Annotated in this window: 27 protein-coding genes and 1 pseudogene; 17 read left to right on the top strand and 11 right to left on the bottom strand. The window is 62.4% G+C overall.

Going from position 1 to position 20,331, the window contains the following annotated elements:
• Nucleotides 1–110: 110 nt before the first annotated feature.
• On the bottom strand, nucleotides 111–992 hold the full coding sequence (locus tag NKI72_RS15960) for a transporter substrate-binding protein (protein WP_031212143.1): 882 nt from the start codon (nucleotides 990–992) through the stop codon (nucleotides 111–113).
• 146 nt (nucleotides 993–1,138) lie between these two features.
• Here NKI72_RS15960 and NKI72_RS15955 point away from each other — a divergent pair, with 146 nt between their 5' ends.
• Nucleotides 1,139–1,924: an IclR family transcriptional regulator gene (locus NKI72_RS15955; protein ID WP_352471159.1), complete on the top strand. Its 786-nt coding sequence runs from the start codon at nucleotides 1,139–1,141 to the stop codon at nucleotides 1,922–1,924.
• 51 nt (nucleotides 1,925–1,975) lie between these two features.
• On the opposite strand, the gene NKI72_RS15950 is transcribed toward NKI72_RS15955, so the two are convergent.
• Nucleotides 1,976–2,179 (bottom strand): YdcH family protein, encoded by a 204-nt coding sequence (locus tag NKI72_RS15950; RefSeq protein WP_023678480.1) that lies wholly within the window; start codon nucleotides 2,177–2,179, stop codon nucleotides 1,976–1,978.
• 240 nt (nucleotides 2,180–2,419) lie between these two features.
• Between NKI72_RS15950 and NKI72_RS15945 the strand changes: the two genes are divergently transcribed.
• The 7 genes from NKI72_RS15945 to NKI72_RS15915 all read left to right on the top strand — a co-directional run bounded on the left by NKI72_RS15945 (nucleotide 2,420) and on the right by NKI72_RS15915 (nucleotide 9,142).
• Entirely contained in the window at nucleotides 2,420–2,599 is a 180-nt protein-coding gene (locus NKI72_RS15945; protein ID WP_023678481.1) for a YdcH family protein, read from the top strand.
• Between the two features lie 200 nt (nucleotides 2,600–2,799).
• Nucleotides 2,800–4,053, top strand: a complete 1,254-nt coding sequence (gene ispG / locus NKI72_RS15940) for a flavodoxin-dependent (E)-4-hydroxy-3-methylbut-2-enyl-diphosphate synthase (RefSeq protein ID WP_352831380.1) — start codon at nucleotides 2,800–2,802, stop codon at nucleotides 4,051–4,053.
• A gap of 4 nt (nucleotides 4,054–4,057) precedes the next feature.
• Nucleotides 4,058–4,912 carry a transglycosylase SLT domain-containing protein gene (locus NKI72_RS15935; protein WP_352831381.1) on the top strand — a complete coding sequence of 285 codons (855 nt, stop codon included), beginning with the start codon at nucleotides 4,058–4,060 and terminating at the stop codon, nucleotides 4,910–4,912.
• A 162-nt stretch (nucleotides 4,913–5,074) separates the two neighbouring features.
• Nucleotides 5,075–6,271, top strand: coding sequence for a phosphoglycerate kinase (locus tag NKI72_RS15930; RefSeq protein WP_352540261.1), 1,197 nt, complete (start codon nucleotides 5,075–5,077; stop codon nucleotides 6,269–6,271).
• A gap of 140 nt (nucleotides 6,272–6,411) precedes the next feature.
• Nucleotides 6,412–7,437 carry a class I fructose-bisphosphate aldolase gene (locus NKI72_RS15925; protein ID WP_352831383.1) on the top strand — a complete coding sequence of 342 codons (1,026 nt, stop codon included), beginning with the start codon at nucleotides 6,412–6,414 and terminating at the stop codon, nucleotides 7,435–7,437.
• Between the two features lie 150 nt (nucleotides 7,438–7,587).
• A complete protein-coding gene (locus tag NKI72_RS15920) occupies nucleotides 7,588–8,328 on the top strand; it encodes a DUF899 domain-containing protein (protein ID WP_352831385.1) in 741 nt (246 codons plus the stop codon).
• 82 nt (nucleotides 8,329–8,410) lie between these two features.
• A complete protein-coding gene (locus NKI72_RS15915; protein ID WP_352767667.1) occupies nucleotides 8,411–9,142 on the top strand; it encodes an SGNH/GDSL hydrolase family protein in 732 nt (243 codons plus the stop codon).
• A 117-nt stretch (nucleotides 9,143–9,259) separates the two neighbouring features.
• Here NKI72_RS15915 and NKI72_RS15910 read toward each other — a convergent pair whose 3' ends face one another.
• Nucleotides 9,260–9,421, bottom strand: coding sequence for a hypothetical protein (locus tag NKI72_RS15910; protein ID WP_352540257.1), 162 nt, complete (start codon nucleotides 9,419–9,421; stop codon nucleotides 9,260–9,262).
• Between the two features lie 202 nt (nucleotides 9,422–9,623).
• Here NKI72_RS15910 and NKI72_RS15905 point away from each other — a divergent pair, with 202 nt between their 5' ends.
• From NKI72_RS15905 to NKI72_RS15895, 3 genes are all read left to right on the top strand, one after another.
• Complete coding sequence (locus tag NKI72_RS15905) at nucleotides 9,624–9,791, top strand: hypothetical protein (protein ID WP_023678489.1); 168 nt, start codon at nucleotides 9,624–9,626, stop codon at nucleotides 9,789–9,791.
• A gap of 141 nt (nucleotides 9,792–9,932) precedes the next feature.
• The gene (locus tag NKI72_RS15900) at nucleotides 9,933–10,340 is read left to right on the top strand and encodes a hypothetical protein (protein ID WP_352831387.1); all 408 of its coding nucleotides are present in this window, start codon (nucleotides 9,933–9,935) and stop codon (nucleotides 10,338–10,340) included.
• Nucleotides 10,341–10,358: 18 nt separating this feature from the next.
• Entirely contained in the window at nucleotides 10,359–11,078 is a 720-nt protein-coding gene (locus tag NKI72_RS15895) for a helix-turn-helix transcriptional regulator (protein ID WP_023678491.1), read from the top strand.
• A 59-nt stretch (nucleotides 11,079–11,137) separates the two neighbouring features.
• On the opposite strand, the gene NKI72_RS15890 is transcribed toward NKI72_RS15895, so the two are convergent.
• From NKI72_RS15890 to NKI72_RS15880, 3 genes are all read right to left on the bottom strand, one after another.
• Nucleotides 11,138–11,833, bottom strand: coding sequence for a DUF1013 domain-containing protein (locus tag NKI72_RS15890; protein WP_023678492.1), 696 nt, complete (start codon nucleotides 11,831–11,833; stop codon nucleotides 11,138–11,140).
• Between the two features lie 354 nt (nucleotides 11,834–12,187).
• Nucleotides 12,188–12,328: a DUF1127 domain-containing protein gene (locus tag NKI72_RS15885; protein ID WP_023678493.1), complete on the bottom strand. Its 141-nt coding sequence runs from the start codon at nucleotides 12,326–12,328 to the stop codon at nucleotides 12,188–12,190.
• Nucleotides 12,329–12,460: 132 nt separating this feature from the next.
• The gene (locus NKI72_RS15880) at nucleotides 12,461–13,471 is read right to left on the bottom strand and encodes an NAD(P)H-quinone oxidoreductase (RefSeq protein WP_352454845.1); all 1,011 of its coding nucleotides are present in this window, start codon (nucleotides 13,469–13,471) and stop codon (nucleotides 12,461–12,463) included.
• A 124-nt stretch (nucleotides 13,472–13,595) separates the two neighbouring features.
• Between NKI72_RS15880 and NKI72_RS15875 the strand changes: the two genes are divergently transcribed.
• From NKI72_RS15875 to NKI72_RS15865, 3 genes are all read left to right on the top strand, one after another.
• A complete protein-coding gene (locus NKI72_RS15875; RefSeq protein ID WP_023678495.1) occupies nucleotides 13,596–13,790 on the top strand; it encodes a DUF1192 domain-containing protein in 195 nt (64 codons plus the stop codon).
• Nucleotides 13,791–13,886: 96 nt separating this feature from the next.
• Nucleotides 13,887–15,134 (top strand): MFS transporter, encoded by a 1,248-nt coding sequence (locus tag NKI72_RS15870; RefSeq protein WP_352683429.1) that lies wholly within the window; start codon nucleotides 13,887–13,889, stop codon nucleotides 15,132–15,134.
• Nucleotides 15,135–15,165: 31 nt separating this feature from the next.
• Nucleotides 15,166–15,453: an ArsR/SmtB family transcription factor gene (locus tag NKI72_RS15865; protein ID WP_023678497.1), complete on the top strand. Its 288-nt coding sequence runs from the start codon at nucleotides 15,166–15,168 to the stop codon at nucleotides 15,451–15,453.
• Nucleotides 15,454–15,580: 127 nt separating this feature from the next.
• Here the strand turns inward: NKI72_RS15865 and NKI72_RS15860 are convergent, their stop codons facing one another.
• Complete coding sequence (locus NKI72_RS15860; protein WP_352613487.1) at nucleotides 15,581–16,237, bottom strand: glutathione S-transferase family protein; 657 nt, start codon at nucleotides 16,235–16,237, stop codon at nucleotides 15,581–15,583.
• A 61-nt stretch (nucleotides 16,238–16,298) separates the two neighbouring features.
• Nucleotides 16,299–17,150 carry an alpha/beta fold hydrolase gene (locus NKI72_RS15855; RefSeq protein ID WP_352613489.1) on the bottom strand — a complete coding sequence of 284 codons (852 nt, stop codon included), beginning with the start codon at nucleotides 17,148–17,150 and terminating at the stop codon, nucleotides 16,299–16,301.
• Nucleotides 17,151–17,247: 97 nt separating this feature from the next.
• On the opposite strand from NKI72_RS15855, the gene NKI72_RS15850 reads away from it, so the two are divergent.
• The 3 genes and pseudogenes from NKI72_RS15850 (at nucleotide 17,248) to NKI72_RS15840 (ending at nucleotide 18,589) form a co-directional block, all read left to right on the top strand.
• A complete protein-coding gene (locus NKI72_RS15850) occupies nucleotides 17,248–17,772 on the top strand; it encodes a winged helix-turn-helix transcriptional regulator (protein WP_352451127.1) in 525 nt (174 codons plus the stop codon).
• 75 nt (nucleotides 17,773–17,847) lie between these two features.
• Nucleotides 17,848–18,078, top strand: coding sequence for a hypothetical protein (locus NKI72_RS15845; RefSeq protein WP_023678501.1), 231 nt, complete (start codon nucleotides 17,848–17,850; stop codon nucleotides 18,076–18,078).
• 97 nt (nucleotides 18,079–18,175) lie between these two features.
• A pseudogene (locus tag NKI72_RS15840) lies at nucleotides 18,176–18,589 on the top strand (GlcG/HbpS family heme-binding protein).
• A gap of 10 nt (nucleotides 18,590–18,599) precedes the next feature.
• On the opposite strand, the gene NKI72_RS15835 reads toward NKI72_RS15840, so the two are convergent.
• The 3 genes from NKI72_RS15835 to NKI72_RS15825 form a co-directional block, all read right to left on the bottom strand.
• A complete protein-coding gene (locus NKI72_RS15835; protein WP_352500775.1) occupies nucleotides 18,600–19,001 on the bottom strand; it encodes a hypothetical protein in 402 nt (133 codons plus the stop codon).
• Between the two features lie 200 nt (nucleotides 19,002–19,201).
• Nucleotides 19,202–19,384 (bottom strand): 50S ribosomal protein L32, encoded by a 183-nt coding sequence (gene rpmF / locus NKI72_RS15830; RefSeq protein ID WP_006203806.1) that lies wholly within the window; start codon nucleotides 19,382–19,384, stop codon nucleotides 19,202–19,204.
• Between the two features lie 139 nt (nucleotides 19,385–19,523).
• The gene (locus NKI72_RS15825) at nucleotides 19,524–20,282 is read right to left on the bottom strand and encodes a biosynthetic peptidoglycan transglycosylase (protein WP_352817821.1); all 759 of its coding nucleotides are present in this window, start codon (nucleotides 20,280–20,282) and stop codon (nucleotides 19,524–19,526) included.
• Nucleotides 20,283–20,331: the final 49 nt, after the last annotated feature.

Below are 20,331 nucleotides of genomic sequence, written 5' to 3'. Positions count from 1 at the left end.
GGGGGGGGGCCGGTAGTGGTCTACACGACCCCTCAACCCCCCCGGCGGCCGGGCCTTGCGGGGGGTGTAGTCGAAAGGGCTCATGGCGTGGGGCGCCCCCCCCGCTTGCATCAAATGACTGGGAAACCGGGATGGCGCGCCGGCGGCTCCTGTCCGAAATAATCCTTGAACGCAGCGTCGTAGAGTGCCGTTTCATGACCGAACATGGCGATGGTGAAGGTCTGGTTGACGAAGGTCAGCCAGTCGAGGTCGCCCTGCCGAAGCGCGGCACCATAAAGCATTGAGAACCAGCTCTTGCCGGCATCGAAGTATTTGTCCGGATTGCGCGAGGCGAGCCAGCGCACCGTTGACAGATCGACCGCGGCGGCGTCGACGCGCTTCGATTCCAGGGCCTGCAGCACGTTGGCCTGCGTGTCTATCTGCATCACCTGCGACTCCGGCAGGACGATATGCACGTTAGCCTCGGCATCGACATTTTGCAGGATGGAAATCCGCGTCGCCGAACCGCCGGCAAGCAGCTTGTCGAAGGTCTTGTTTTCGGCGTTCGGAAGGGTCAGCAAGGCGATGCCTTCGACGTAGTAGGGTCGGGAGAAGTGGATCAGCTGCGAGCGCTGGGCGGTCATGGTCATGAACTGGATGGTGATGTCGACCTTGTTGGTGGTCACGTTCGGAATGCGCTGAGCCGGATCCTGCATGACGAATTCCACTTTGGTCGGATCGTCGAAAAGCCCCTTGGCGAGAATGCGACCCATGGTGATGTCCATGCCCACCAGTTCGCCGGCGTCGTTCTCGAAATGCCAGGGCGCATTGGTGCTGCCGGTGCCGACGATCACCTTGCCGCGCTCGAGGACGGTGCGCAGCAGGCTGTCCGGCGCTGCCTGGGCCGCCGCTTTCTGAACGTCGACCGCGGTAGCGGCGCTCATCACTCCGGCCGTTGCAAGCCCGGCCATTCCCAGTTTCAGAAATTCACGCCTTTTGGATGTGTCGTTCACGGCGACCTCCTTTCGTGTTGTGTTCCCCTTTGGAGCAGCAGTACAGGCATCGGTTGCAACTGACGTCATTGTCCCTTACAAGAGACGCCTGTACTCTGTACAAGACAGATTAACATCAGGGATCGATAATGCAAGAAGGTAATGCCTTGGCCGCTCGACCGGACGCCGGTCTGGACGAAGACAAGAACTCGGCTTCTCGGGAGAAGGGCCTCAACCGGGTCCTCCAGATTTTGGAGTTTCTTCACGCGACCCAGCGCGCGATCGGCATCGGCGATCTTGCCAAGGGGGTAAACGCGCCGCGTTCGACGACTTATACGCTTGTGCGCTCGCTGGTCGACGCAGGTCTGCTGGAAATGGCCGGAGACGGCAATCGGGTTTATTTCGGAAAGAAGCTCTATCTCTACGGAATGGACTATGTGCGGGGCAACGACCTGCTCAGGCGAGGGCGCCAAGAAGTCGACCATCTGTCACGCGAGACCGGCGAGACCTCGGAGTTGTGCATGCTGCAAAGCGGCCGCTACACCATCGTCCATTCAAGCCCGGGGACGAGGCCATTCCGGATCAGCTCGGCGACCGGTCTGCAAATACCGCTCCCCTGGACAGCTTCCGGGCGACTGCTCCTCGCCGGCTTCGACAGGGCAGCGATCGAGGATATGGTCTCCGAGGACGATCTCGTGCTGCCCGACGGCCGCAGATTGCAACTCGACGATTTCATAGACGACATCGCCGTCGCCAAGTCGGCCGGCTACTGCGTCACCTCCGGCCTTGTCGATGCCTACACCAAATGCCTGGCCGCGCCGGTCTTCTCAGCGCCGGGCAGGGTCGAGGCGACGATGTGCCTGGTGGTTCCGATCGATACCTCGACCGAAAAGACCGACGACCTGATAGCGTTGTTGCGCGAGCGCGCCGCACGGCTTTCGATCGCGGCATAACCGCTTTTCCAGCAAGCCGGCGCCGGCGTTCGTTCAAGCAATGGCGTTCGTTCAAGCAATAATATCTGGAATGATCTTGTCTTCCAGCGCCATCAGCCTGTCCTTCAGGAAAAGCTTCTTTTTCTTCATGCGCTGGATTTGCAGCGGGTCGCAATTCATGGCGATCATCGCATTGATGGCCGCGTCGAAATCGGCGTGTTCCTGCTTCAGCCGGGAATATTCGAGGCGGATATCTGCCTGTTCCTGATCGGACATTTTTTACCGTCTGCACGTCTGCGGCGCCCAAACTATGGGCCTGATTGGGCGGGACCGGGCCTTCTTGCACCGGCGCGCAGCCCATATCACATTTCATATTGGCGTGGAATGCTACCACGCAGCATTCGACATCGGTGCGCGATGGTGGCACACTGTCATTATGCCGTCATAGAAGCGAGCCTGCGGTGGACGTGCCATGACGGCTGCAATCCGAGGAAACCATGAAAGGGAGAACCAATCATGTCTCTTGCATCCCATCTTGATGAGCTGCAGCGGAAACACGGCGACATCGAACGCGAAATCGATGATGCGATGACCCATCCATCGGTAGACGACCTCGAAATCGTGAATCTCAAGCGGCGCAAGCTGGCGCTCAAGGACGAGATTGAAAAACTGAAGGCGAAACCGACGACGCACTGAAGCCCTTCCAGGACTAGAAGCGCCGCCCGGCGCGCGATCTTTCCGGTGGCATCGCTATGCTACCGGAAACGTTCGTGGATTTGCGGCAAGCTGCCGTCTTGTCATTTCCGATTTGCTGGGCCTGCGCGCCAGTCGCCATTGACAAGCCATCTTTGCTCCTCCACCTCATGCCCGGACCTTCAAGATTAAAGGCAGCCGGCATGACCGGATATTTTTCTTCACCCTTCCCACGCCGCAGGTCGGTCGGTGTCGATGTCGGCGGCGTGATGGTCGGCGGCGGTGCGCCGGTCGTCGTCCAGTCAATGACCAACACCGATACGGCCGATGTCGACCAGACGGTCGCGCAAGTGGCGGCGCTGCATCGTGCCGGCTCCGAGATCGTGCGCATAACCGTCGATCGCGACGAAAGCGCTGCGGCCCTACCGGCTATCCGCGAGCGGCTGGAACGGCTCGGCATCGACGTGCCGCTGGTCGGCGATTTCCACTATATCGGCCACAAGCTCCTGGCCGACCACCCGGCCTGTGCCGAGGCACTGGCCAAATACCGTATCAATCCCGGCAATGTCGGCTTCAAGGACAAGAAAGACCGGCAGTTCGCGGCGATCGTCGAGATGGCGATCAAATACGACAAACCGGTGCGCATCGGCGTCAATTGGGGTTCGCTTGACCAGGAGCTGCTGACCCGGCTGATGGACGACAACCAGGCCCAGGGCTTTCCGCTGACGGCGCAGGAAGTGACGCGCGAGGCAATCGTGCAATCGGCGATCCTGTCGGCCGGAATGGCCGAAGAGATCGGCCTTGCGCGCGAGAAAATCATCCTGTCGGCCAAGGTCAGCGGCGTGCAGGATCTGATCGCCGTCTACACCGAGCTTGCCACCCGATCCGACCATGCGCTGCACCTCGGCCTGACAGAGGCCGGCATGGGCTCGAAAGGCATCGTCGCCTCGTCCGCTGCCATGGGCATCCTGCTCCAGCAAGGCATTGGCGACACCATCCGCATTTCGCTGACGCCGGAGCCGAACGGCGACCGCACGCGCGAGGTGCAGGTGTCGCAGGAACTGTTGCAGACCATGGGCTTCCGGCAGTTCGTGCCGATCGTCGCCGCCTGCCCGGGCTGCGGCCGCACAACCTCGACCGTGTTCCAGGAGCTTGCCCAGAACATCCAGGCCGACCTGCGCAAGAACATGCCTGTGTGGCGCGAACAATATCCCGGCGTCGAGAACCTCAAGGTCGCGGTGATGGGTTGCATCGTCAACGGTCCGGGCGAATCCAAACATGCCGATATCGGCATTTCGCTGCCCGGCACCGGTGAGACACCGACCGCCCCGGTGTTCGTCGACGGCAAGAAGGCGGCGACCCTGCGCGGCCCGTCGATCGCCGCGGATTTCGAAAAAATGGTTTCCGACTACATCGAACGGCGGTTTGGGCAACACGGCAAAGCCGCGGCGGAGTAGTTCGATGCGGCGTTTGCTTGGGGCGACGCTGGTTGTCATTTGCGGGCTGGGCTGGGCGACAGCCGTCCAGGCCGATCCGCCGCGGCCCGCCAAGCAGAAGCTGATTGATCGAGTTTGCGATCTTATCGAGACGCATGCCGACCAGAATGGCCTGCCCCGGGATTTCTTTGCCCGGCTGATCTGGAAGGAAAGCCGTTTCGATCCCAATGCGGTCAGCCCCGTCGGCGCCGAGGGTATCGCCCAATTCATGCCGGGCACCGCCAGGATGCGCGGGCTCGCCAATTCCTTCGACATCGAACAGGCGATCCCGGCCTCGGCAAAATACCTCGCCGAAATGAAATCCGGTTTCGGCAATCTCGGCCTCGCCGCCGCCGCCTACAATGCCGGCGAGAGCCGGGTGACGCGCTGGCTGAATTCCGGCGGCTTCTTGCCGATGGAGACCGAAAGCTACGTTCTGGACGTCATGGGCGAGCCGGCCGACAACTTCACCAATACCGCCTACGCCGGCGTCATCCGGCCGCTCGACAAGAAGGCGAGTTTCGCTGCCGCTTGCCGCGAGCTGCCGGTGATCATGTCCAGAACCGTGCCGATGTCGTCGATCAACATCAAGCCGTGGGGCGTGCAGGTGGCCGGCAATTTTCGCCGCGCCGCGGCGCTCAACCAGTGGCTGAGAGTGAAAAGCCGGTTCCCGGCACTGCTTGCCGGCCACGATCCGGTGGTCAGCCGGGTCCGCACACCGATCGGCAGGCGCGGCATCTATGCCGTGCGGATCGGCGCCGATAGCAGAGCCAAGGCCGACACGATCTGCGACAAGCTGCAAAGCGTCGGCGGCGCCTGCATCGTGGTGCGCAACCGGTAAAGCCATATGTCGGTGCGTTTTGCGCCATTGCTGCCCATCTCGCTCCCCGTGGGCACTTCGTCCTCGATACGTGAATCATATTTTCGGTGAACCGTTAGGCAGGTCTTGCATCGTCGTCGATGCGGGGTAAGGTCCCCGCGATTTTTCGCGAAAGGGATCAGCATGGCCGGCTTCAAGACACTGGACGACATCGGCAATATCAGCGGCAAGCGTGTGCTGGTGCGTGTCGACCTCAACGTTCCCGTCGCCGAGGGCAAGGTCACCGACGCCACCCGCATCGAGCGCATTGCGCCGACCATTGCCGAGCTCTCCGGCAAGGGCGCCAAGGTCATCCTGCTTGCCCATTTCGGCCGGCCGAAGGATGGACCGGCGGCGGAATTCTCGCTCGAGCCGATCGCCAAGGCGACGGCGGAAGTGCTCGGCCGCCCGGTTGGCTTTGCCGCCGACTGCATCGGCGACAAGGCGGGAAATGCCATTGCTGCCATGAATAATGGCGACGTGCTGCTGCTCGAGAACACCCGCTTCCATAAGGGCGAGGAGCAGAACGATCCGGCCTTCACCGAAAAGCTCGCCGCCAACGGCGACATTTTCGTCAACGACGCCTTCTCTGCTGCGCACCGCGCCCACTCGTCGACGGAAGGGTTGGCGCATGTGCAGCCTTCCTTCGCCGGCCGCACCATGCAGGCCGAGCTCGACGCGTTGGAAAAGGGTCTTGGCAATCCCGTCCGTCCGGTTGTCGCCATCGTCGGCGGGGCCAAGGTCTCGACCAAGATCGACCTGTTGATGAACCTGGTGAAGAAGGTCGACGCGCTGGTCATCGGCGGCGGCATGGCCAACACGTTTCTCGCGGCACGCGGCACCGACGTCGGGAAATCCTTGTGCGAGCGTGATCTCGCGACCACCGCCAAGCAGATCATGATCGAGGCGGCCGAGGCCGGCTGCGCCATCATCCTGCCCGCCGACGGCGTTGTCGCCAGGGAGTTCAAGGCCGGCGCCGCCAGCGAGACCGTCGCCATAGCAGACGTGCCGGCCGACGGCATGATCCTCGACGTCGGCGCAAAGACCGTGAAAACCATTGCCGAATGGATCGACCGCGCCGCGACGCTGGTCTGGAACGGGCCGCTCGGCGCCTTCGAGATCGAGCCATTCGACCACGCAACGGTGGCGACGGCCAGGCACGCGGCAGCGCGCACCAGGGCCGGCAGACTGATCTCGGTCGCCGGCGGCGGCGATACGGTGGCGGCGCTCAACCATGCCGGCGTAGCCGACGACTTCACCTATGTCTCGACGGCTGGCGGCGCTTTCCTGGAGTGGATGGAAGGCAAGCCCTTGCCCGGCGTCGACATCTTGAAGCGCTGAGCGCGGCAGCAATAACAGCGCGAAAGAGGGCGCCCGCGACTTTCAATCGATTCGCGCCTACCCGGTGAAATTGTTCGACTTGAACCTGCGTTGCTCTGGTGGTCTGCTGGGCACGGATCAATTCTTTCAGGAGAAGCACGATGAGCGAACGTCTCGAGGACATTGCTGCCGCGATGGTGGCCAATGGCAAAGGCCTGCTGGCTGCCGACGAGAGCTCCGGCACCATCAAGAAGCGCTTCGACGTCATCGGTGTCGAGTCGACCGCCGACAGTCGCCGCGACTATCGCGAGATGATGTTCCGCGCCAGCGATGCAATGACCAAGTACATTTCCGGCGTCATCCTCTACGACGAGACCATTCACCAGAAGGCCGCCGACGGCACACCGCTGGTCGACATCATCAAGGCATCAGGCGCTATCCCCGGCATCAAGGTCGACGCCGGCGCCAAGCCGCTGGCCGGCTTTCCCGGCGACACCATCACCGAGGGCCTCGACGGCCTGCGCGAACGCCTTGCCGACTATTACAAGCTCGGCGCCCGCTTTGCCAAATGGCGCGCGGTGATCGACATCGATGTTGCCAAGGGCGTGCCTTCCGCCACGTCGATCGGCTCGAACGCCCATGCGCTCGCCCGTTACGCCGCGCTTTGCCAGGAGGCCGGCATCGTGCCGATCGTCGAGCCGGAGGTGCTGATGGACGGCGCCCACGACATCGACACCTGCTACGAGATCAGCAAGGCGACACTGACAAAGTTGTACACCGAGCTCTATGCGGCCCGCGTCGTGCTCGAAGGCACCATCCTGAAACCGAACATGGTCCTTGCCGGCAAGAAATCGGGCAAGGTCAGCAGCCCCGAGGAAGTCGCCGAAAAGACCATAAAACTGTTCCGCGAGACGGTGCCGGCCGCGATCGGAGGCATCGCCTTCCTGTCAGGCGGACAAACGGACGAGCAGGCGACCGCCAACCTCAATGCCATCAACGCTATCGGCCCGCATCCGTGGAAGCTGACCTTCTCCTACGGCCGCGCCTTGCAGGCCGCTCCGCAGAAGGCCTGGAGCGGCAAGCCGGCGAACGTCGCCGCCGCACAGGCCGCCTTCGCCCATCGCGCCCACATGAACCATCTGGCAGCGCTTGGACAATGGCAGCCGACGCTGGAGCAAGCCGCCTGACGGAATTCAGGTTGCGTTCCCTCCGACCCGGGCCATGTGCCCGGGTTTGTTTGAAAGCAGCAAGGTCTGCGATTTCCTGCAACTAAAAATGCAGCTCTGTGTCGGCATTCCTCGCTGCCGATCGTCCTCCGTGAAAAGAGGAGCAGACCTATGCCAAACAACAAGACCGTATCGCAGGAAAAATGGTTTCAGGCGCACAAGGCGCATCTGGCGCGCGAAAAGGAATTGACGCGCTTTCGCGACCGCGTCGCCGCCGAACGCCGCGAACTGCCGTGGCTGAAGATCCGCAAGGACTACGTCTTCGAGACCGAGCAGGGGCCAAAGAAACTGCCTGACCTGTTTGGCGGCAACAGCCAGCTGATCATCTACCATTTCATGTTCGGCCCCGGTGCCGACTATCGTTGCGAGGGCTGCTCGTTCCTTGCCGACCACATCGACGGTGCCAACCAGCATCTCAGGCACCACGACGTCTCGCTCGTGGTGGTTGCGCGGGCGCCGCTGGCCGAGCTTCTGCCCTACAAGCAGCGCATGGGCTGGAAATTCGACTGGGTGTCGTCGTACGCTTCGGACTTCAACTTCGACATGCAGGTGTCATTCACCGACAAGCAGATCGCGGCCGGCGACACGACCTACAATTTCGAGCGGCGCGCGCGGCAATCGAAGGATCTTCCCGGCACCAGCGTGTTCTATCGCGACGAGAAAGGCGACATCTTCCTGACTTTTATCTCGCGCTCCAGAGGCGGCGATCCGCTGATCGGCGCCTATCACTATCTCGACCTGACGCCGAAGGGTCGCAACGAAACCGGTCCCCACCATAGCCTGGTGGACTGGGTGCGGCTGCACGACGAATATGCGGATACGCCCGAGATGCAGGACAGCTGCTGCCATTGACGACGGGCGGTCACCCAAGGTCTTTCGCCTTCGGCCCGACATGCGCTAAGTGCTGTTCGCTATGCCCTAAAAGGGACTTGCCATGCGGCGCTTTCCGACCCTTCTCACCTGGCTCGCCTTTCCGGTTTATGTCTGGCAAGGACTTGGCGTGCGTCGCCGCACCGCCCGCATGCTGCCGGCACAAGGTCCGGTCATGCACGAGATATCTGGCCTGGCGCCAGCAATCTCGGTTCTGGTGCTTGGCGATTCCTCCGCCGCCTCGGTCGGCATCGGCAATTCCGAAAACGGATTGGCCGCGCAACTGGCAGTTCTGATTGCGCAACGCACCGGCCGCACCGTGCGCTGGCGGGCGGCCGGCTTCAACTCGGCAACCTCTGGCCAGATCCGCGATCATGTGCTGCCCAATCTATCGGCCGATCCGTGGACGCATATCGTGCTGGCCGTCGGTACCAACGACACCAAGAATTTTCATTCGGTACCGCGCTTCAAGCGCGAGTTTGGCGGCCTGCTCTACGCGCTGCGCGCCAAATGGCCGGAAGCGCGCGTGGTGTGGTCGCCGGTGCTGGAGTTCACCCGGGCTCCGGCAATGCCGCCATTGCTCGGCAAGATCCTCGAAATCCGCGCCGTCGAGGTGAACCGGATGGGCGAGCGCCTTTGCCTCGAACGCGGCGCCATACCGGCGCCCCGGCTGCCGATCACGGATGCCGATGCCGGCTTCGCATCGGATGGATTTCACGCTTCGGAAGCCGGCTACCGAGCCTGGGCGGAACATCTGGTCAGCCTGGTGCTCGCCAACGAACCGGGCGTCGCGTAGCGGGCCGCCCGCACTAAAGCGCGTCGCATTCGATTGGCCTCATCCGACGCGCTTCAGGTTCTTGTTTTTATGCATGTCGTTGTCGCAAAACCGCTGCACACTTTTGCGCGACATGCATTACGTCCAGTGCCCGAGCACCGCCGTAATCGAAATCGCCGCCATCGCCAGCAGCGCCAGCTTCCAGAAATCGCTGCGCCGCTTCAGCCCGGGCCAGCCGAGCGGCTTGATGAGCTGGATGACCATCATGAAGATGATGACGAGCGCGAGAAGTTTCGACATGCAGCCTTTGATCAGCATCGCGGCTGGCTGTCAAAGCGGCTCCGGGATCGCCGGCTTCCACTGCGGCAAGCCTCTTTTCAGCACTGCCTTGTCACTTCGATGGATAAATCGGAACGCCGGTCATGAGAGCCGCACCCTCCTGACAGACTGCTGTCAGCAGGGGTGTGCGATAGTGCCTGCATCGAAAGAGAGGAGACCAGCCATGAACGGTATTACCATTCTGCGTAGCGTGCAGCACTATGTCGGCAAGATCCGGACGATCCGCAATGAGATCCGCACCCAGCGATTCATGAACACCCTGCCTGCGGACATCCGCAAGGATATTGGTTGGCCGGACATGTATGGCGACCGCCGCAATGGCGGCAATTGAGGCAAGCTTTCTGCGTGGCGTTTGGATGCGACCTGGCGACGAGCTGAAATGGGCATGCTGAAGCCTCCTGACAGTATGGTGTCAGGAGGCTCGTGCCATAGTGCGATGGCCGCCGGAGCCGGATGGCCGAGAGGACGATCGATGAAAAGCTGGAACGACAGGCTGAACACGCCTGGCATCAACGGCATAACACCGTCGCCACGCACCATCGGCGACGTCATCGAAGGCCAGCCGATGCTGGTTCCTACAGCTCGCCAGGTCCATGCATTCATCCGCTCCATCCCCGAAGGCATGGACATGAATGTCCGCGCTTTGCGCACCGCTCTCGCCATCGAGCACGGTGCCGAGATGACATGTCCGGTCACCATCGGCTATCATCTGCGCACCGTCGCCGAGGCCGCCAACGAGGATCTTGAGGGTGGTATGGCGCTGGGCGACGTTGCGCCGTTCTGGCGGGTGGTCGGCGCAAACCCGCCGACAACGAGTAAACTGTCCTTCGGCGCGGCCTTCGTCGCCGCGCAGCGCAAGCGCGAAGGGCTGGAACGATAGACGCCGAGGGACCATACGATGCGCCGCGCCGACAGGCTCTTCCAGATCGTGCAGCATCTGCGTGGTGGTCGTCTGGTCACCGCCCAGAAGCTGGGCACGTGGCTCGAGGTTTCCGAGCGGACGATCTATCGCGACATCGCAGACCTGCAGTCGACCGGCGTGCCGATCGACGGCGAGGCCGGTGTCGGCTACATGATGAGGGAGGGTTTCGATCTTCCGCCGCTGATGTTCACGCGTGACGAGATCGTCGCGCTGGTCGCCGGCGCCCGCATGGTGCGCGCCTTTGGCGGCGCGGCCATGGCGCGAGCCGCCGACGAGGCGCTGGTCAAGATAGGCGCCGTGTTGCCCGACGCCGAAAAGGACCGCATCGCCCGTACCGAGATCCACACGCCGATGTGGGTGGTAAGCGATGCCGCCCGCGAAGCCATCGACCTGATCGAGCGGTCCATCGAGAAACGTCAGGTGCTGACCATCGACTATTCGGATGAGGCCGGCCGCAGCACCGCGCGCGACATCCGCCCGCTCGGCCTGTGGTTCTGGGGCAAGGTGTGGACCTTGGTCGCCTGGTGTGAGATGCGCGGCGATTTCCGCGCCTTCCGCATCGACCGCATCGCCTCGGTGGTCATCGCCGGCCGCACCTTCAAGCCGGAGCGCGGCAAGCAGCTCGCTGATTTCTATCGCGCGGTGGAGCGCAGCGAGGATTACGGCATGGCGCCGGACCGGGCGGCGCGAAGCTGACACGGAAGATCACAAAAAAAGCCCGCTTGAAAGCGGGCTTTTAGTTTTGGATGCCAGACCTATTCCTCTTCGTCGGCGTCCTTGTCCTTCGACTTCAGCGCCGAAAGCTTGGCGAAGACGGCGTTGGCGTCAAGTTCGCGGTCCTCGTCCTTCGGCTTTTCGGGCGCCGGCACCAGCCGTTCGGTCAAGGCGGCCGGCAGCAGCGTATCGCCGACCGGCTGCGCCTGCTCGCGGCCGCGCGAGGCGCGGTTGATTTCCATATCGAGGTCGATCTGCGACGTCAGGCCGAGCGTCACCGGATCCATCGGCTGGAGATTGGCGGAGTTCCAGTGCTTTCTGTCGCGGATCTGGTCGATCGTCGACTTCGTTGTGCCGACAAGGCGGGCAATCTGCGCATCCTTGAGCTCGGGATGGTTGCGCACCAGCCAGAGGATGGCGTTGGGCCGGTCCTGGCGCTTCGACAGCGGTGTGTAGCGCGGACCCTTGCGTTTGGATTCCGGCACCCGCACCTTGGGATCGGAGAGCTTCAGCCGGTGGTTGGCGTCCTTCTCGGCGCGCGCGATCTCGTCGCGAGTGAGCTGGCCGGTCATGATCGGGTCCATGCCCTTGATGCCTTGCGCCGACTCGCCGTCGGCGATCGCCTTGACCTCAAGCGGATGCAGTCCGCAGAACTGCGCGATCTGCTCGAAGGAAAGCGCTGTGTTGTCAACCAGCCAGACGGCGGTCGCCTTTGGCATCAGCAGCGTATTGGCCATTACAAAAATCCTTCTCGTTCGCCCGCGTTCCCGCGCGGGCGGTGGTTTAGAGCCACCAAAATGGGAAAATCGCGGTCTATATAACCGCTCGCTCGCCGTTTCGCAATGTTTTTGGCAGGCGCGCGTCAAGGACGGCACGGCAGCGCGACCAGCAGACCGCGAAGGGTCGGCAGATGACGCCATGCAGTCGAAACCTTCAAAAAGACAAAGCCCGCCAGACCAAGGTCGGGCGGGCTCGGAACCGGCGACGGAAATCCGTCTGCTGCGGCTCTGGCTTCTAAAGCTTGATCCCGAACCGCGGCTCGGCGTTGCCGAAAAGCGGCGCCCGGTCTTCGAGCGGGATCGTGCTCGAGATCAAAGCCCTTTGCGGGCGATTCTCTCGATGTCGCCGCGGTTGATGCCGAGGTCGTTGAGCTGACGAGCATTCAGCCGGTTCAGTTCGCGCACGGTTTCGTTGTACATGCGCCAGTTACGGAAAGCGCGGATCGGGTTCATGATAGTCCTCCATCGTTTTGATGCCGCGTAAATAGGCATCGGCGATGAAAAATTGAACAGACGCTTTTGCATGGCCGCAATGCGTTTGTTGCATTGCACCATTAAGCTTTCGTTCAGCCTGTTTGCGGGCCGTCAGGCGACATCGAGCACAATCTTGCCGATGTGCTCACCCTCCTCCATCCGCTCATGCGCCCGCCACGCTTCCTTGAGCGGGAAGATCGTATCCATCACCGGCGCAACCTTGCGCGTGCCGAGCAGCGGCCAAACCTGCGCCTCGAGCGCAGCCGCAACTGCCGCCTTGAACTCCACGGTGCGTGGCCTGAGCAGCGATCCTGTGTGCACGAGCCGCTTGGCCATGATCTTGAAGAAATCGGCGCTCGCCACTGCCCCGCCCTGCGTCGCGATCTGGACGATGCGGCCTTCCATGGCTGCAGCCTCATAGTTTCGCGCCACATAGTCGCCGCCGACCATGTCGAGGATGACATTGGCACCCTTGCCGCCGGTTGCCTCCTTGACTGCGGCGACGAAGTCCTCCTCGCGGTAGTTGATCGCCCGGTCGGCGCCGAGCTTGAGGCAGGCGTCGCATTTCTCCTTGCTGCCGGCGGTGGTGACGACATAGGCGCCGAAAGCAGCAGCAAGCTGGATCGCCGTGGTGCCGATACCCGACGAGCCGCCATGCACGAGCAGTGTCTCGCCGCTCTTCAGGCCGCCGCGCTCGAAGACATTGTGCCAAACAGTGAAGTAGTTTTCCGGCAGCGCCGCCGCTTCGGTGTAGGTAAAGCCGGCGGGCAGCGGCAGCACGCTGCCGGCGTGCACTCTGACATATTCGGCATAGCCGCCGCCCGCCGTCAGCGCACAGACCCGGTCGCCGACGCGCCAGCGCGATATCTCGTCACCAAGGGCAGCGACTTCGCCTGCTGCTTCCAGCCCCGGCAGATCCGACGCTCCCGGCGGTGGCGGATAGGCGCCCTTGCGCTGTTGCACGTCCGGCCGGTTGACGCCGGCGGCCCGCACCCGGATCAGGATCTCGCCGGGACCGGGAACCGGTACGTCGCGGGTTTCCGGTTTCAGCACCCGCGGCCCGCCCGGTTCCGATATGGCGATCGCCATCATCTTCGCCGGAATTTTCTGTGCGTTCGCCATGAATTTTCCCGTCGTGCTCCGCCGGTTTCTCGTGCCAGCTCTTGCCCGCCATTTGCATCCATACCCTTGCCCTATGTATGCTCATTGGCAAATCAGGCAAATGGGCAATCACGGAGGAGCGACGATGGCGATCTTCGACGACGAACCCAAGAAGAAAGCGCGCCCGCACGAGATCGGGCAGGATCTGTCGCTGCTTTCCGTCGATGAATTGTCCGAACGGATCGGCATCCTGCGCGACGAGATCGCCCGGCTGGAAGCCGAGCTCAAGACCAAGGGCTCGACCAAGTCGGCGGCAGAGGCGCTGTTTCGCCGCGGGTAGTTACTGCGGGTAATTCCAAAAGCTCGGGCACGCCGCCGAAAAGCCCGAATGCCGCTGTCTCCAGACTTGTGCCCAAAACCCCAGCCGGATTGAAAAATGTTCGCAAGCTACAGACCGATCCTCTCGCTGCTGCGCGGCACCGCGTTCCTGTTGGCGGCATCTGGACTGCACGGTCTGCTGTTGCCGCTGCGCGGCCAGGTGGAGGGCTTCTCGACGGCATCGCTCGGCCTGATGGGCACGGCTTGGGCCGGCGGCTTCGTCACCGGCTGCTTCTTTGCGCCACGCATCGTGCGCCGCGCCGGTCATGTCAGGGCTTTCGGCGCCTTTGCCGCATCGGGAGCGATCGTCGCACTGCTCACCGGCCTGATCATCGACGAATATACCTGGATCCTGCTGCGCGCCTTCACCGGCTTCACCATGGCCGGCGCCTTCATGGTCATCGAAAGCTGGCTCAACGAGAAGGCCACCAACGAAAACCGCGGCACCGTCTTCGGCCTCTACATGATGGTCACCTATGCCTCGATCATGGGCGGTCAGATGATCGTTGCCGGCGGCGATGTGAGATCGGCGTCGCTGTTCATGATCACCGGCATTCTGTTCTGCCTGTCGCTGATCCCGACAGCGGTCTCGACGGCGTCTCACCCCAAGCCGCTGCAGGACGTGTCGCTTGACGTCAAGGGGCTCTACGTCAATTCGCCGGTGTCGGCGATCGCTTGCGTGCTGATCGGCATCGCCAACGGCGCCTGGGGTACACTTGGTGCCGTCTATGGAGCGCGCATCGGCATCTCGACAGCCGAGATCGCGCTGATGATGAGCCTCGTGGTCATCGCCGGCGCTGCCATGCAGCTTCCGGCCGGGCGGCTCTCCGACACGACGGACCGTCGTTTCGTGCTGGCGGGCGCGGCCTGCGGCGCTGCGCTGTTTGCCATCGCCATCTTCCTGTTCGAACCGCGCTCCGGCGTCTTCGTCATCGTCTGCACCGCCGCCTACGGCGCCTTCGCCTACACGCTCTATTCGATCGCGGTGGCGCATGCCAATGACCATGCGCGATCGGAGGACTTCGTCAAAGTGTCGGGCGGCCTGCTGCTGCTTTATGGCTTCGGCACGATGATCGGTCCGCTGGTGGCCGCCGGCCTGATGGGCTGGATGCGCCCTGAGGGGCTGTTCCTGGCCACTGCGCTCGCGCATCTCAGCCTGGCTGGCTATACGCTGCTGCGCATCAGCCGTCGCGCGCCGGTGCCGATCGAAGGCCGCGATGCCTTCAAGACCCAGCCCGCCGATCGCTCGGTGACGCCGGAAGCGTTGCGGCTCGACCCGCGCAGAAAAGCTGAAGCCGACAGTTGAGATTCGAGGCGCTTTGCCCCACAAATAAGGCATGATGCTTTCCGACGCCTTCATGGCGATTGCCGATCCCAACCGGCGCCATCTCTTGGAAGAGCTCCGGCGCGGACCGAAGACCGTCAACGAATTGGCATCCGGCTTGCCGGTGTCCCGCCCGGCCGTTTCGCAGCACCTGAAGGTGCTGCTTGATGCGGGGTTGGTCAACGCCAAGCCGGAAGGCACCAGGCGCGTCTATACGGTCAGCAATGCCGGCTTCCTGAAGCTCAACATCTGGCTTGACCAGTTCTGGGATGCGGAGCAGCTCGGTTCACCCGGAAGCTGAGAGGCATCGTCAGCGCGTCGAGCAACTATGCAGCATCGGGCCTAGAGTATCCGTGTTGGTCAAGGGAGAGATGGTGTCCAGGTCCGATTGTCCCTGAGTAGTGCGTTTGCGAGGATGATGAACCACTCTAGCCATTGTTGTAGGGGAAGAGCTTGAAATACGGCTGCGCTTCCTCGATCACACGGGCAACCGAGGGGCGTTGCAGCAACCGGTCGTGATAGCGCCTGACCGCAGGATATTCGTCTCCGAACGGCTCGACCTTGTTGGCGTAGAACAGCGCGGGGGCGGCAGCGCAGTCGGCCATGGTGAAGCTCGCACCCACCGCCCATGTCGTCGACTGCATGTCCTGTTCAATGATGGCGTAGGAGCTGCGCAGCTGGGCGCGGGCCTGCTCGACGCCGAACGGATCGGTCTTGCCCTCCGGCCGCAGCCGGTCACCAACGATCTTCTGCATCGGTTCCTGGACATAGAAGTCATAGAAGCGGTCGGCAAGCCGGGTCTGGCGAGCGAGATCGAGATCGGCGGGGATCAGTTCGACCGGCCCAGGATAATACGCGTTGAGATATTCGATGACGATCGTCGATTCCGGCACGGTCCGGTCCAGCGCTTCATCGCGCAGCACCGGCATCTTGCCGAGCGGCCACAATTTCAGAAACGCCGCGCGCGACTGTTCATTGCCGAGATCGACAACGACCGATGTGAATGGCGTGCCGTTCTCATAGAGCGCGATCAGCGGTTTCCAGCAGAAGGAGGCCAGCGGATGAAGATGCATCGTCAGGGACATTTTTGCTCCTATCTTTGGTGCTTCGTCTCGCGGGCATCCGGTGTCAAGGTTCGGCCCGCTGCTACGTGGCCCGGCTGTGGGCGACGATCGCATCGATGATCGCGGCCCAATCGTCGGGATGCAGCTCGTGGCCGCCGCCCTCGATCCGGACCAGTCTTGCACCGGCGACCGCGTCGGCAAGAGCGGCGCCATGCTCGGCTGGAAAGATCGGATCGTCGGTGCCGTGGACAACGAGGAGCGGAATCTTCATCTCGTGCAGCCGCCCCGTCCAGTCCTCGCCGCTCCGATCTTCGCCGCCCTTGAGCATGAAGTGATTGGTCGCGCTGAGAAAGCCGCCGGACCGGTCGTAGTCCTGTTCCACGAACGCTCTCGTCCGCGCCTCATCGAACGGATGCGCGGTGCCGGCGAGCGCACGCGCGTTTTTGACCATGAAATCGACCGCTTGGCCACGGTCAGACCAGTCGACCTTCGCGCCTTCGGCCGAATGTTTCCTATAGGCCTCGGTGGTTCCGGGCAAATGCGACGTATCGATGCCCAAGGGCGAGCTGCTGATCACCGTCAGCGAAGTGACACGCGACGGGTATTTCAACGCAACGAGCTGCGCGATCATGCCGCCCATCGACATGCCGACCACGTGCGCCTTTCGGATTCCCTGGTCGTCAAGGACGCGGACGGCATCGTCCACCATGTCGTCGAATGTATAAGGCGGCTCGCCCGGCGCGTATTTGGTCGAACGGCCGGTATCGCGATTGTCATAGCGGATCACGAAGCGACCCTCGCCGGCCAGCTTCCGGCAAAACGCTTCGGGCCACCAAAGCATGGAAGCCATCGCGCCCATGATCAACAACACCGCCGGATGGGCCGGATCGCCGAACGTCTGGGATGCGATTTCGGGGTGTTCGGCGTTTTTCATGGCTTTCCTCCTTGGGCTTCCAATCCGATTGCATTTTGCAATCAGTTGCACGATATTAAAACCGATACGATAATGCAACCGGTTTTTGGAGATTCGCATGAACATCGATCGTCGGTCCGGATGCCCCATCAACCTGTCGCTCGAAGTGTTCGGTGACCGGTGGAGCCTGATCATCCTTCGCGACATCATCTTCGGCGGCAGACGCCACTTTCGCGAACTGCTCAACGGCTCGATGGAGGGCATCGCCTCCAACATCCTCGCCGACCGGCTGAAGCGGCTGATGGAGCTCGGCATGCTGACCAAGGCGGACGATCCCTCCCACAAGCAAAAGGCGATCTACAGCCTGACCGAAATGGCGATTACGCTGGTGCCGATCCTGGCGCATCTCGGCGCCTGGGGCCGCGTCTGGCTGCCGGTCAGCGAAGAGCTCTCTATCCGTGCCGAGCTTCTGGAAAAAGGCGGCCCGCCGATGTGGGATAAGTTCATGAACGAGTTGCGCCACGAGCATCTGGGTGCGTCTCCCGCCCCATCTGGACCCACCGTCCGCGCGACTTTGCAGGCCGGATACGATGCGGTAGTCGCCCGCAAGGCGGAGCGAGTTGGCTGCGATCCGGCGCCATGACCAACTTATTTTCCCAATTGCGGGCTGGCTCTGCTATCAAGGGACTGAAGATAATTTACGGATTGGATAACGCTCTTGGTCGAGAACTCTAAGGACACTGCCCGTGCGCGGGCCGATTTGCGTTTCAAGAAACAGGAAGAGGCAGCCACGGTTCGCCAGAAGGCGATGGCGGAATATGTCGCCGAGAGCGACGCTCGCCAAGCCAAGACCAACAAGCTGCGGGCGCTGCGCCTCGCCAAGGAAGCGGAAGACCTGGCCAATGCGCCTCCGGCCCCGGTGAAGAAGCCTCGCGCCAAGAAGAAATAGGCCGGCGCTCCCAGAATCCATGCTTCCTTCCGCACGCGAAACAGTTCACTCGGAGTCTGTTCTGACGGCTGATAACTGGCGCGTTCAGGAGACGGCCATGACCGCACTGACGCTCGACAAAGCCCTTGAAATCAACGCCGCCGCCTTTGCCAAGGGTGCCTAGCTCAAGCTCAGGCGCTTGGCGTCTCGGTGCTCGACGCCGGCGCCCATCTGGTCGCGTTCCAGCGTCAGGACGGCGCCTCGTTCCTGCGTCCGCAAATGTCGGCCGGCAAGGCCTATGGCGCGCTGGCTATCGGCATGGGCCCGCGCCGGGTGGAAGCTTTCGCCAAGGAGCGCCCGCATCTGATCGCCGACATCTCCGACGTGTCGGGCGCGCGCGCGGCGTGCTGATCCGCGACAACGCCGGCACGATCATCGGCGCCATCGGTATTTCCGGCGACACGTTCGACAATGATGAAACGGCAGCCATCGCCGGCTCGAGGCGGCTGGCTTCACCGCTGACCCGGGCTGAGCCGGGATCCTTAATTCATATTGATGTCGCGGGTGGCCGACCGCATCGACACCGAAAAGCCGGCCAGCACGTCGATCAGCGCTATGACCATCAGTGTGAAGAAGACGGAATGGGCGGCGCCCTTCACCAGCAGGAACTCGACCAGATAGGCCACAAAGACGAAGGTCGACAAAAGATGGTCCATGATCGAGGCACTTGTCGTGCGCGTCGACTTCACCACTTCGACGAACAAGAAGATCAGTGCGATCAGCACGATGAGGTCGCCGAGGGTCATCGAGAACACGCCACCCGACATCATCCGGACCGAAAACATTTCGGTGGCCCACGGATCGTCGCCGCTGCCGAATATTCCCAGAAGCCCAAGATTGTAGAGGATGAAAGGCACGATCAGCAGCGGGATGGCACCGAACATGTGGCGGCTCCGGTTGGACTGATCTTTGTAGAGTGCGCCCGGCGTTCGCCGTCAAGAATTTTCGTGCGGCCGATAAACACGGACAAAGACGGCGTGAAACAACAATGTCAGGCCCGGCTGATACGATCAGTTGTCGCAAACGCAAAAAGACCGGCCAATGGCCGGTCGCTTCGCAACCCAATAAACCGTCGAAAGCTCTATCAGCTTTCCTTCGGCTCCAGAACCTGGCGACCGCGATACATGCCGGTCTTCAGGTCGATATGGTGCGGACGGCGCATCTCGCCGGAGTTCTTGTCCTCGACATAGGTCGGGGCCTTCAGTGCGTCGGCAGAACGGCGCATGCCGCGCTTCGACGGAGAGGTTTTTCGTTTCGGAACGGCCATGGATATGCTCCACTACATGGTCAAAACGCCCCGGCGGCCCTCGTGAAAGGGCCACATCAGGGGCCGGAATCTGAGAAAGTCGGGTGCCTATACACGCCCGACGGCGTTTTGGCCAGCGTCGCCGTGTTTTTTTTTGACACTATCGCAGGCAACCGACATAGGCGCCGGCGCGGCCGGCGCGCCGTTCGATCAACGCGGCAAGCCGCCTCAGTCCCGGCCCGGGCTTCGCCGGATTGCGCACGATCGGATTCGGCAAGGTGACGGCAAGCAGCGCTGCCTGCCGGCGCGACAGCTGTTTAGCCGAGACGCCGAAATGATGCTGGGCGGCGGCCTCGATGCCGTAGATGCCCGGTCCCCATTCGGCGATGTTGAGGTAGATCTCCATGATCCGCCGTTTCGACAGCACCGCATCGAAATAGACGGCCAGCGGCAGTTCGACGACCTTACGGACCGAGCCCAACGGCCGCGACCATAGATAAAGATTCTTTACCGTCTGCATGGTGATGGTCGAGGCGCCACGTGTCATCTCGCCGGCGAGCGCATCGTCGACGACGCCGCGCAACTCGCCCAGATCGACGCCGCGATGGAAACAGAACTGCCCGTCCTCCGACATGATTATCGAATATGCCAGCACCGGCGCGACATCGTCGATGGAAACCCAGCGCCGATCGTAGCCGGAAAACGTCGCCAGGTCCTTCAGCATCAATGTCGACACCGGATGCACGAATGACGGCAGATACAGGAAGGTCAGCACCACCGGCACCAACGCCAGCACGACGGCGACGGCAATGCCGCGCCGGACCCAGCGTTGAAGACCGATGCGGCTGCCGCGTCTCGGTCTCGCCATGTCCAACCCTTCGGTTTCGTGATCGACGATCGGTTCCGCCAAGCCACCCAGTCCGCGCTACTCCCTGCCCCCGGCATAATGGCGCTTGGCTTCTTGCGCA

This window comes from Mesorhizobium sp. M0437 (assembly GCF_040321335.1).
Taxonomy (GTDB): Bacteria; Pseudomonadota; Alphaproteobacteria; order Rhizobiales; family Rhizobiaceae; genus Mesorhizobium.
This window is presented reverse-complemented; position numbering and strand designations above follow the sequence as displayed.

Bases quoted from the DNA above. Each gene is read 5' to 3' on its own strand.
- NKI72_RS15835 (WP_352500775.1), bottom strand. From the start codon at position 19,001: ATGTTCGGTGCCATCCCGCTGCTGATCGTGCCTTTCATCCTCTACAAT.
- NKI72_RS15930 (WP_352540261.1), top strand. From the start codon at position 5,075: ATGGCCGGCTTCAAGACACTGGACGACATCGGCAATATCAGCGGCAAG.
- ispG (WP_352831380.1), top strand. From the start codon at position 2,800: ATGACCGGATATTTTTCTTCACCCTTCCCACGCCGCAGGTCGGTCGGT.
- NKI72_RS15865 (WP_023678497.1), top strand. From the start codon at position 15,166: ATGATGCTTTCCGACGCCTTCATGGCGATTGCCGATCCCAACCGGCGC.
- NKI72_RS15895 (WP_023678491.1), top strand. From the start codon at position 10,359: ATGCGCCGCGCCGACAGGCTCTTCCAGATCGTGCAGCATCTGCGTGGT.
- NKI72_RS15905 (WP_023678489.1), top strand. From the start codon at position 9,624: ATGAACGGTATTACCATTCTGCGTAGCGTGCAGCACTATGTCGGCAAG.
- NKI72_RS15935 (WP_352831381.1), top strand. From the start codon at position 4,058: ATGCGGCGTTTGCTTGGGGCGACGCTGGTTGTCATTTGCGGGCTGGGC.
- NKI72_RS15900 (WP_352831387.1), top strand. From the start codon at position 9,933: ATGAAAAGCTGGAACGACAGGCTGAACACGCCTGGCATCAACGGCATA.
- NKI72_RS15880 (WP_352454845.1), bottom strand. From the start codon at position 13,471: ATGGCGAACGCACAGAAAATTCCGGCGAAGATGATGGCGATCGCCATA.
- rpmF (WP_006203806.1), bottom strand. From the start codon at position 19,384: ATGGCCGTTCCGAAACGAAAAACCTCTCCGTCGAAGCGCGGCATGCGC.
- NKI72_RS15950 (WP_023678480.1), bottom strand. From the start codon at position 2,179: ATGTCCGATCAGGAACAGGCAGATATCCGCCTCGAATATTCCCGGCTG.
- NKI72_RS15890 (WP_023678492.1), bottom strand. From the start codon at position 11,833: ATGGCCAATACGCTGCTGATGCCAAAGGCGACCGCCGTCTGGCTGGTT.
- NKI72_RS15915 (WP_352767667.1), top strand. From the start codon at position 8,411: ATGCGGCGCTTTCCGACCCTTCTCACCTGGCTCGCCTTTCCGGTTTAT.
- NKI72_RS15910 (WP_352540257.1), bottom strand. From the start codon at position 9,421: ATGTCGAAACTTCTCGCGCTCGTCATCATCTTCATGATGGTCATCCAG.
- NKI72_RS15850 (WP_352451127.1), top strand. From the start codon at position 17,248: ATGAACATCGATCGTCGGTCCGGATGCCCCATCAACCTGTCGCTCGAA.
- NKI72_RS15920 (WP_352831385.1), top strand. From the start codon at position 7,588: ATGCCAAACAACAAGACCGTATCGCAGGAAAAATGGTTTCAGGCGCAC.
- NKI72_RS15925 (WP_352831383.1), top strand. From the start codon at position 6,412: ATGAGCGAACGTCTCGAGGACATTGCTGCCGCGATGGTGGCCAATGGC.
- NKI72_RS15870 (WP_352683429.1), top strand. From the start codon at position 13,887: ATGTTCGCAAGCTACAGACCGATCCTCTCGCTGCTGCGCGGCACCGCG.
- NKI72_RS15945 (WP_023678481.1), top strand. From the start codon at position 2,420: ATGTCTCTTGCATCCCATCTTGATGAGCTGCAGCGGAAACACGGCGAC.
- NKI72_RS15885 (WP_023678493.1), bottom strand. From the start codon at position 12,328: ATGAACCCGATCCGCGCTTTCCGTAACTGGCGCATGTACAACGAAACC.
- NKI72_RS15855 (WP_352613489.1), bottom strand. From the start codon at position 17,150: ATGAAAAACGCCGAACACCCCGAAATCGCATCCCAGACGTTCGGCGAT.
- NKI72_RS15860 (WP_352613487.1), bottom strand. From the start codon at position 16,237: ATGTCCCTGACGATGCATCTTCATCCGCTGGCCTCCTTCTGCTGGAAA.
- NKI72_RS15875 (WP_023678495.1), top strand. From the start codon at position 13,596: ATGGCGATCTTCGACGACGAACCCAAGAAGAAAGCGCGCCCGCACGAG.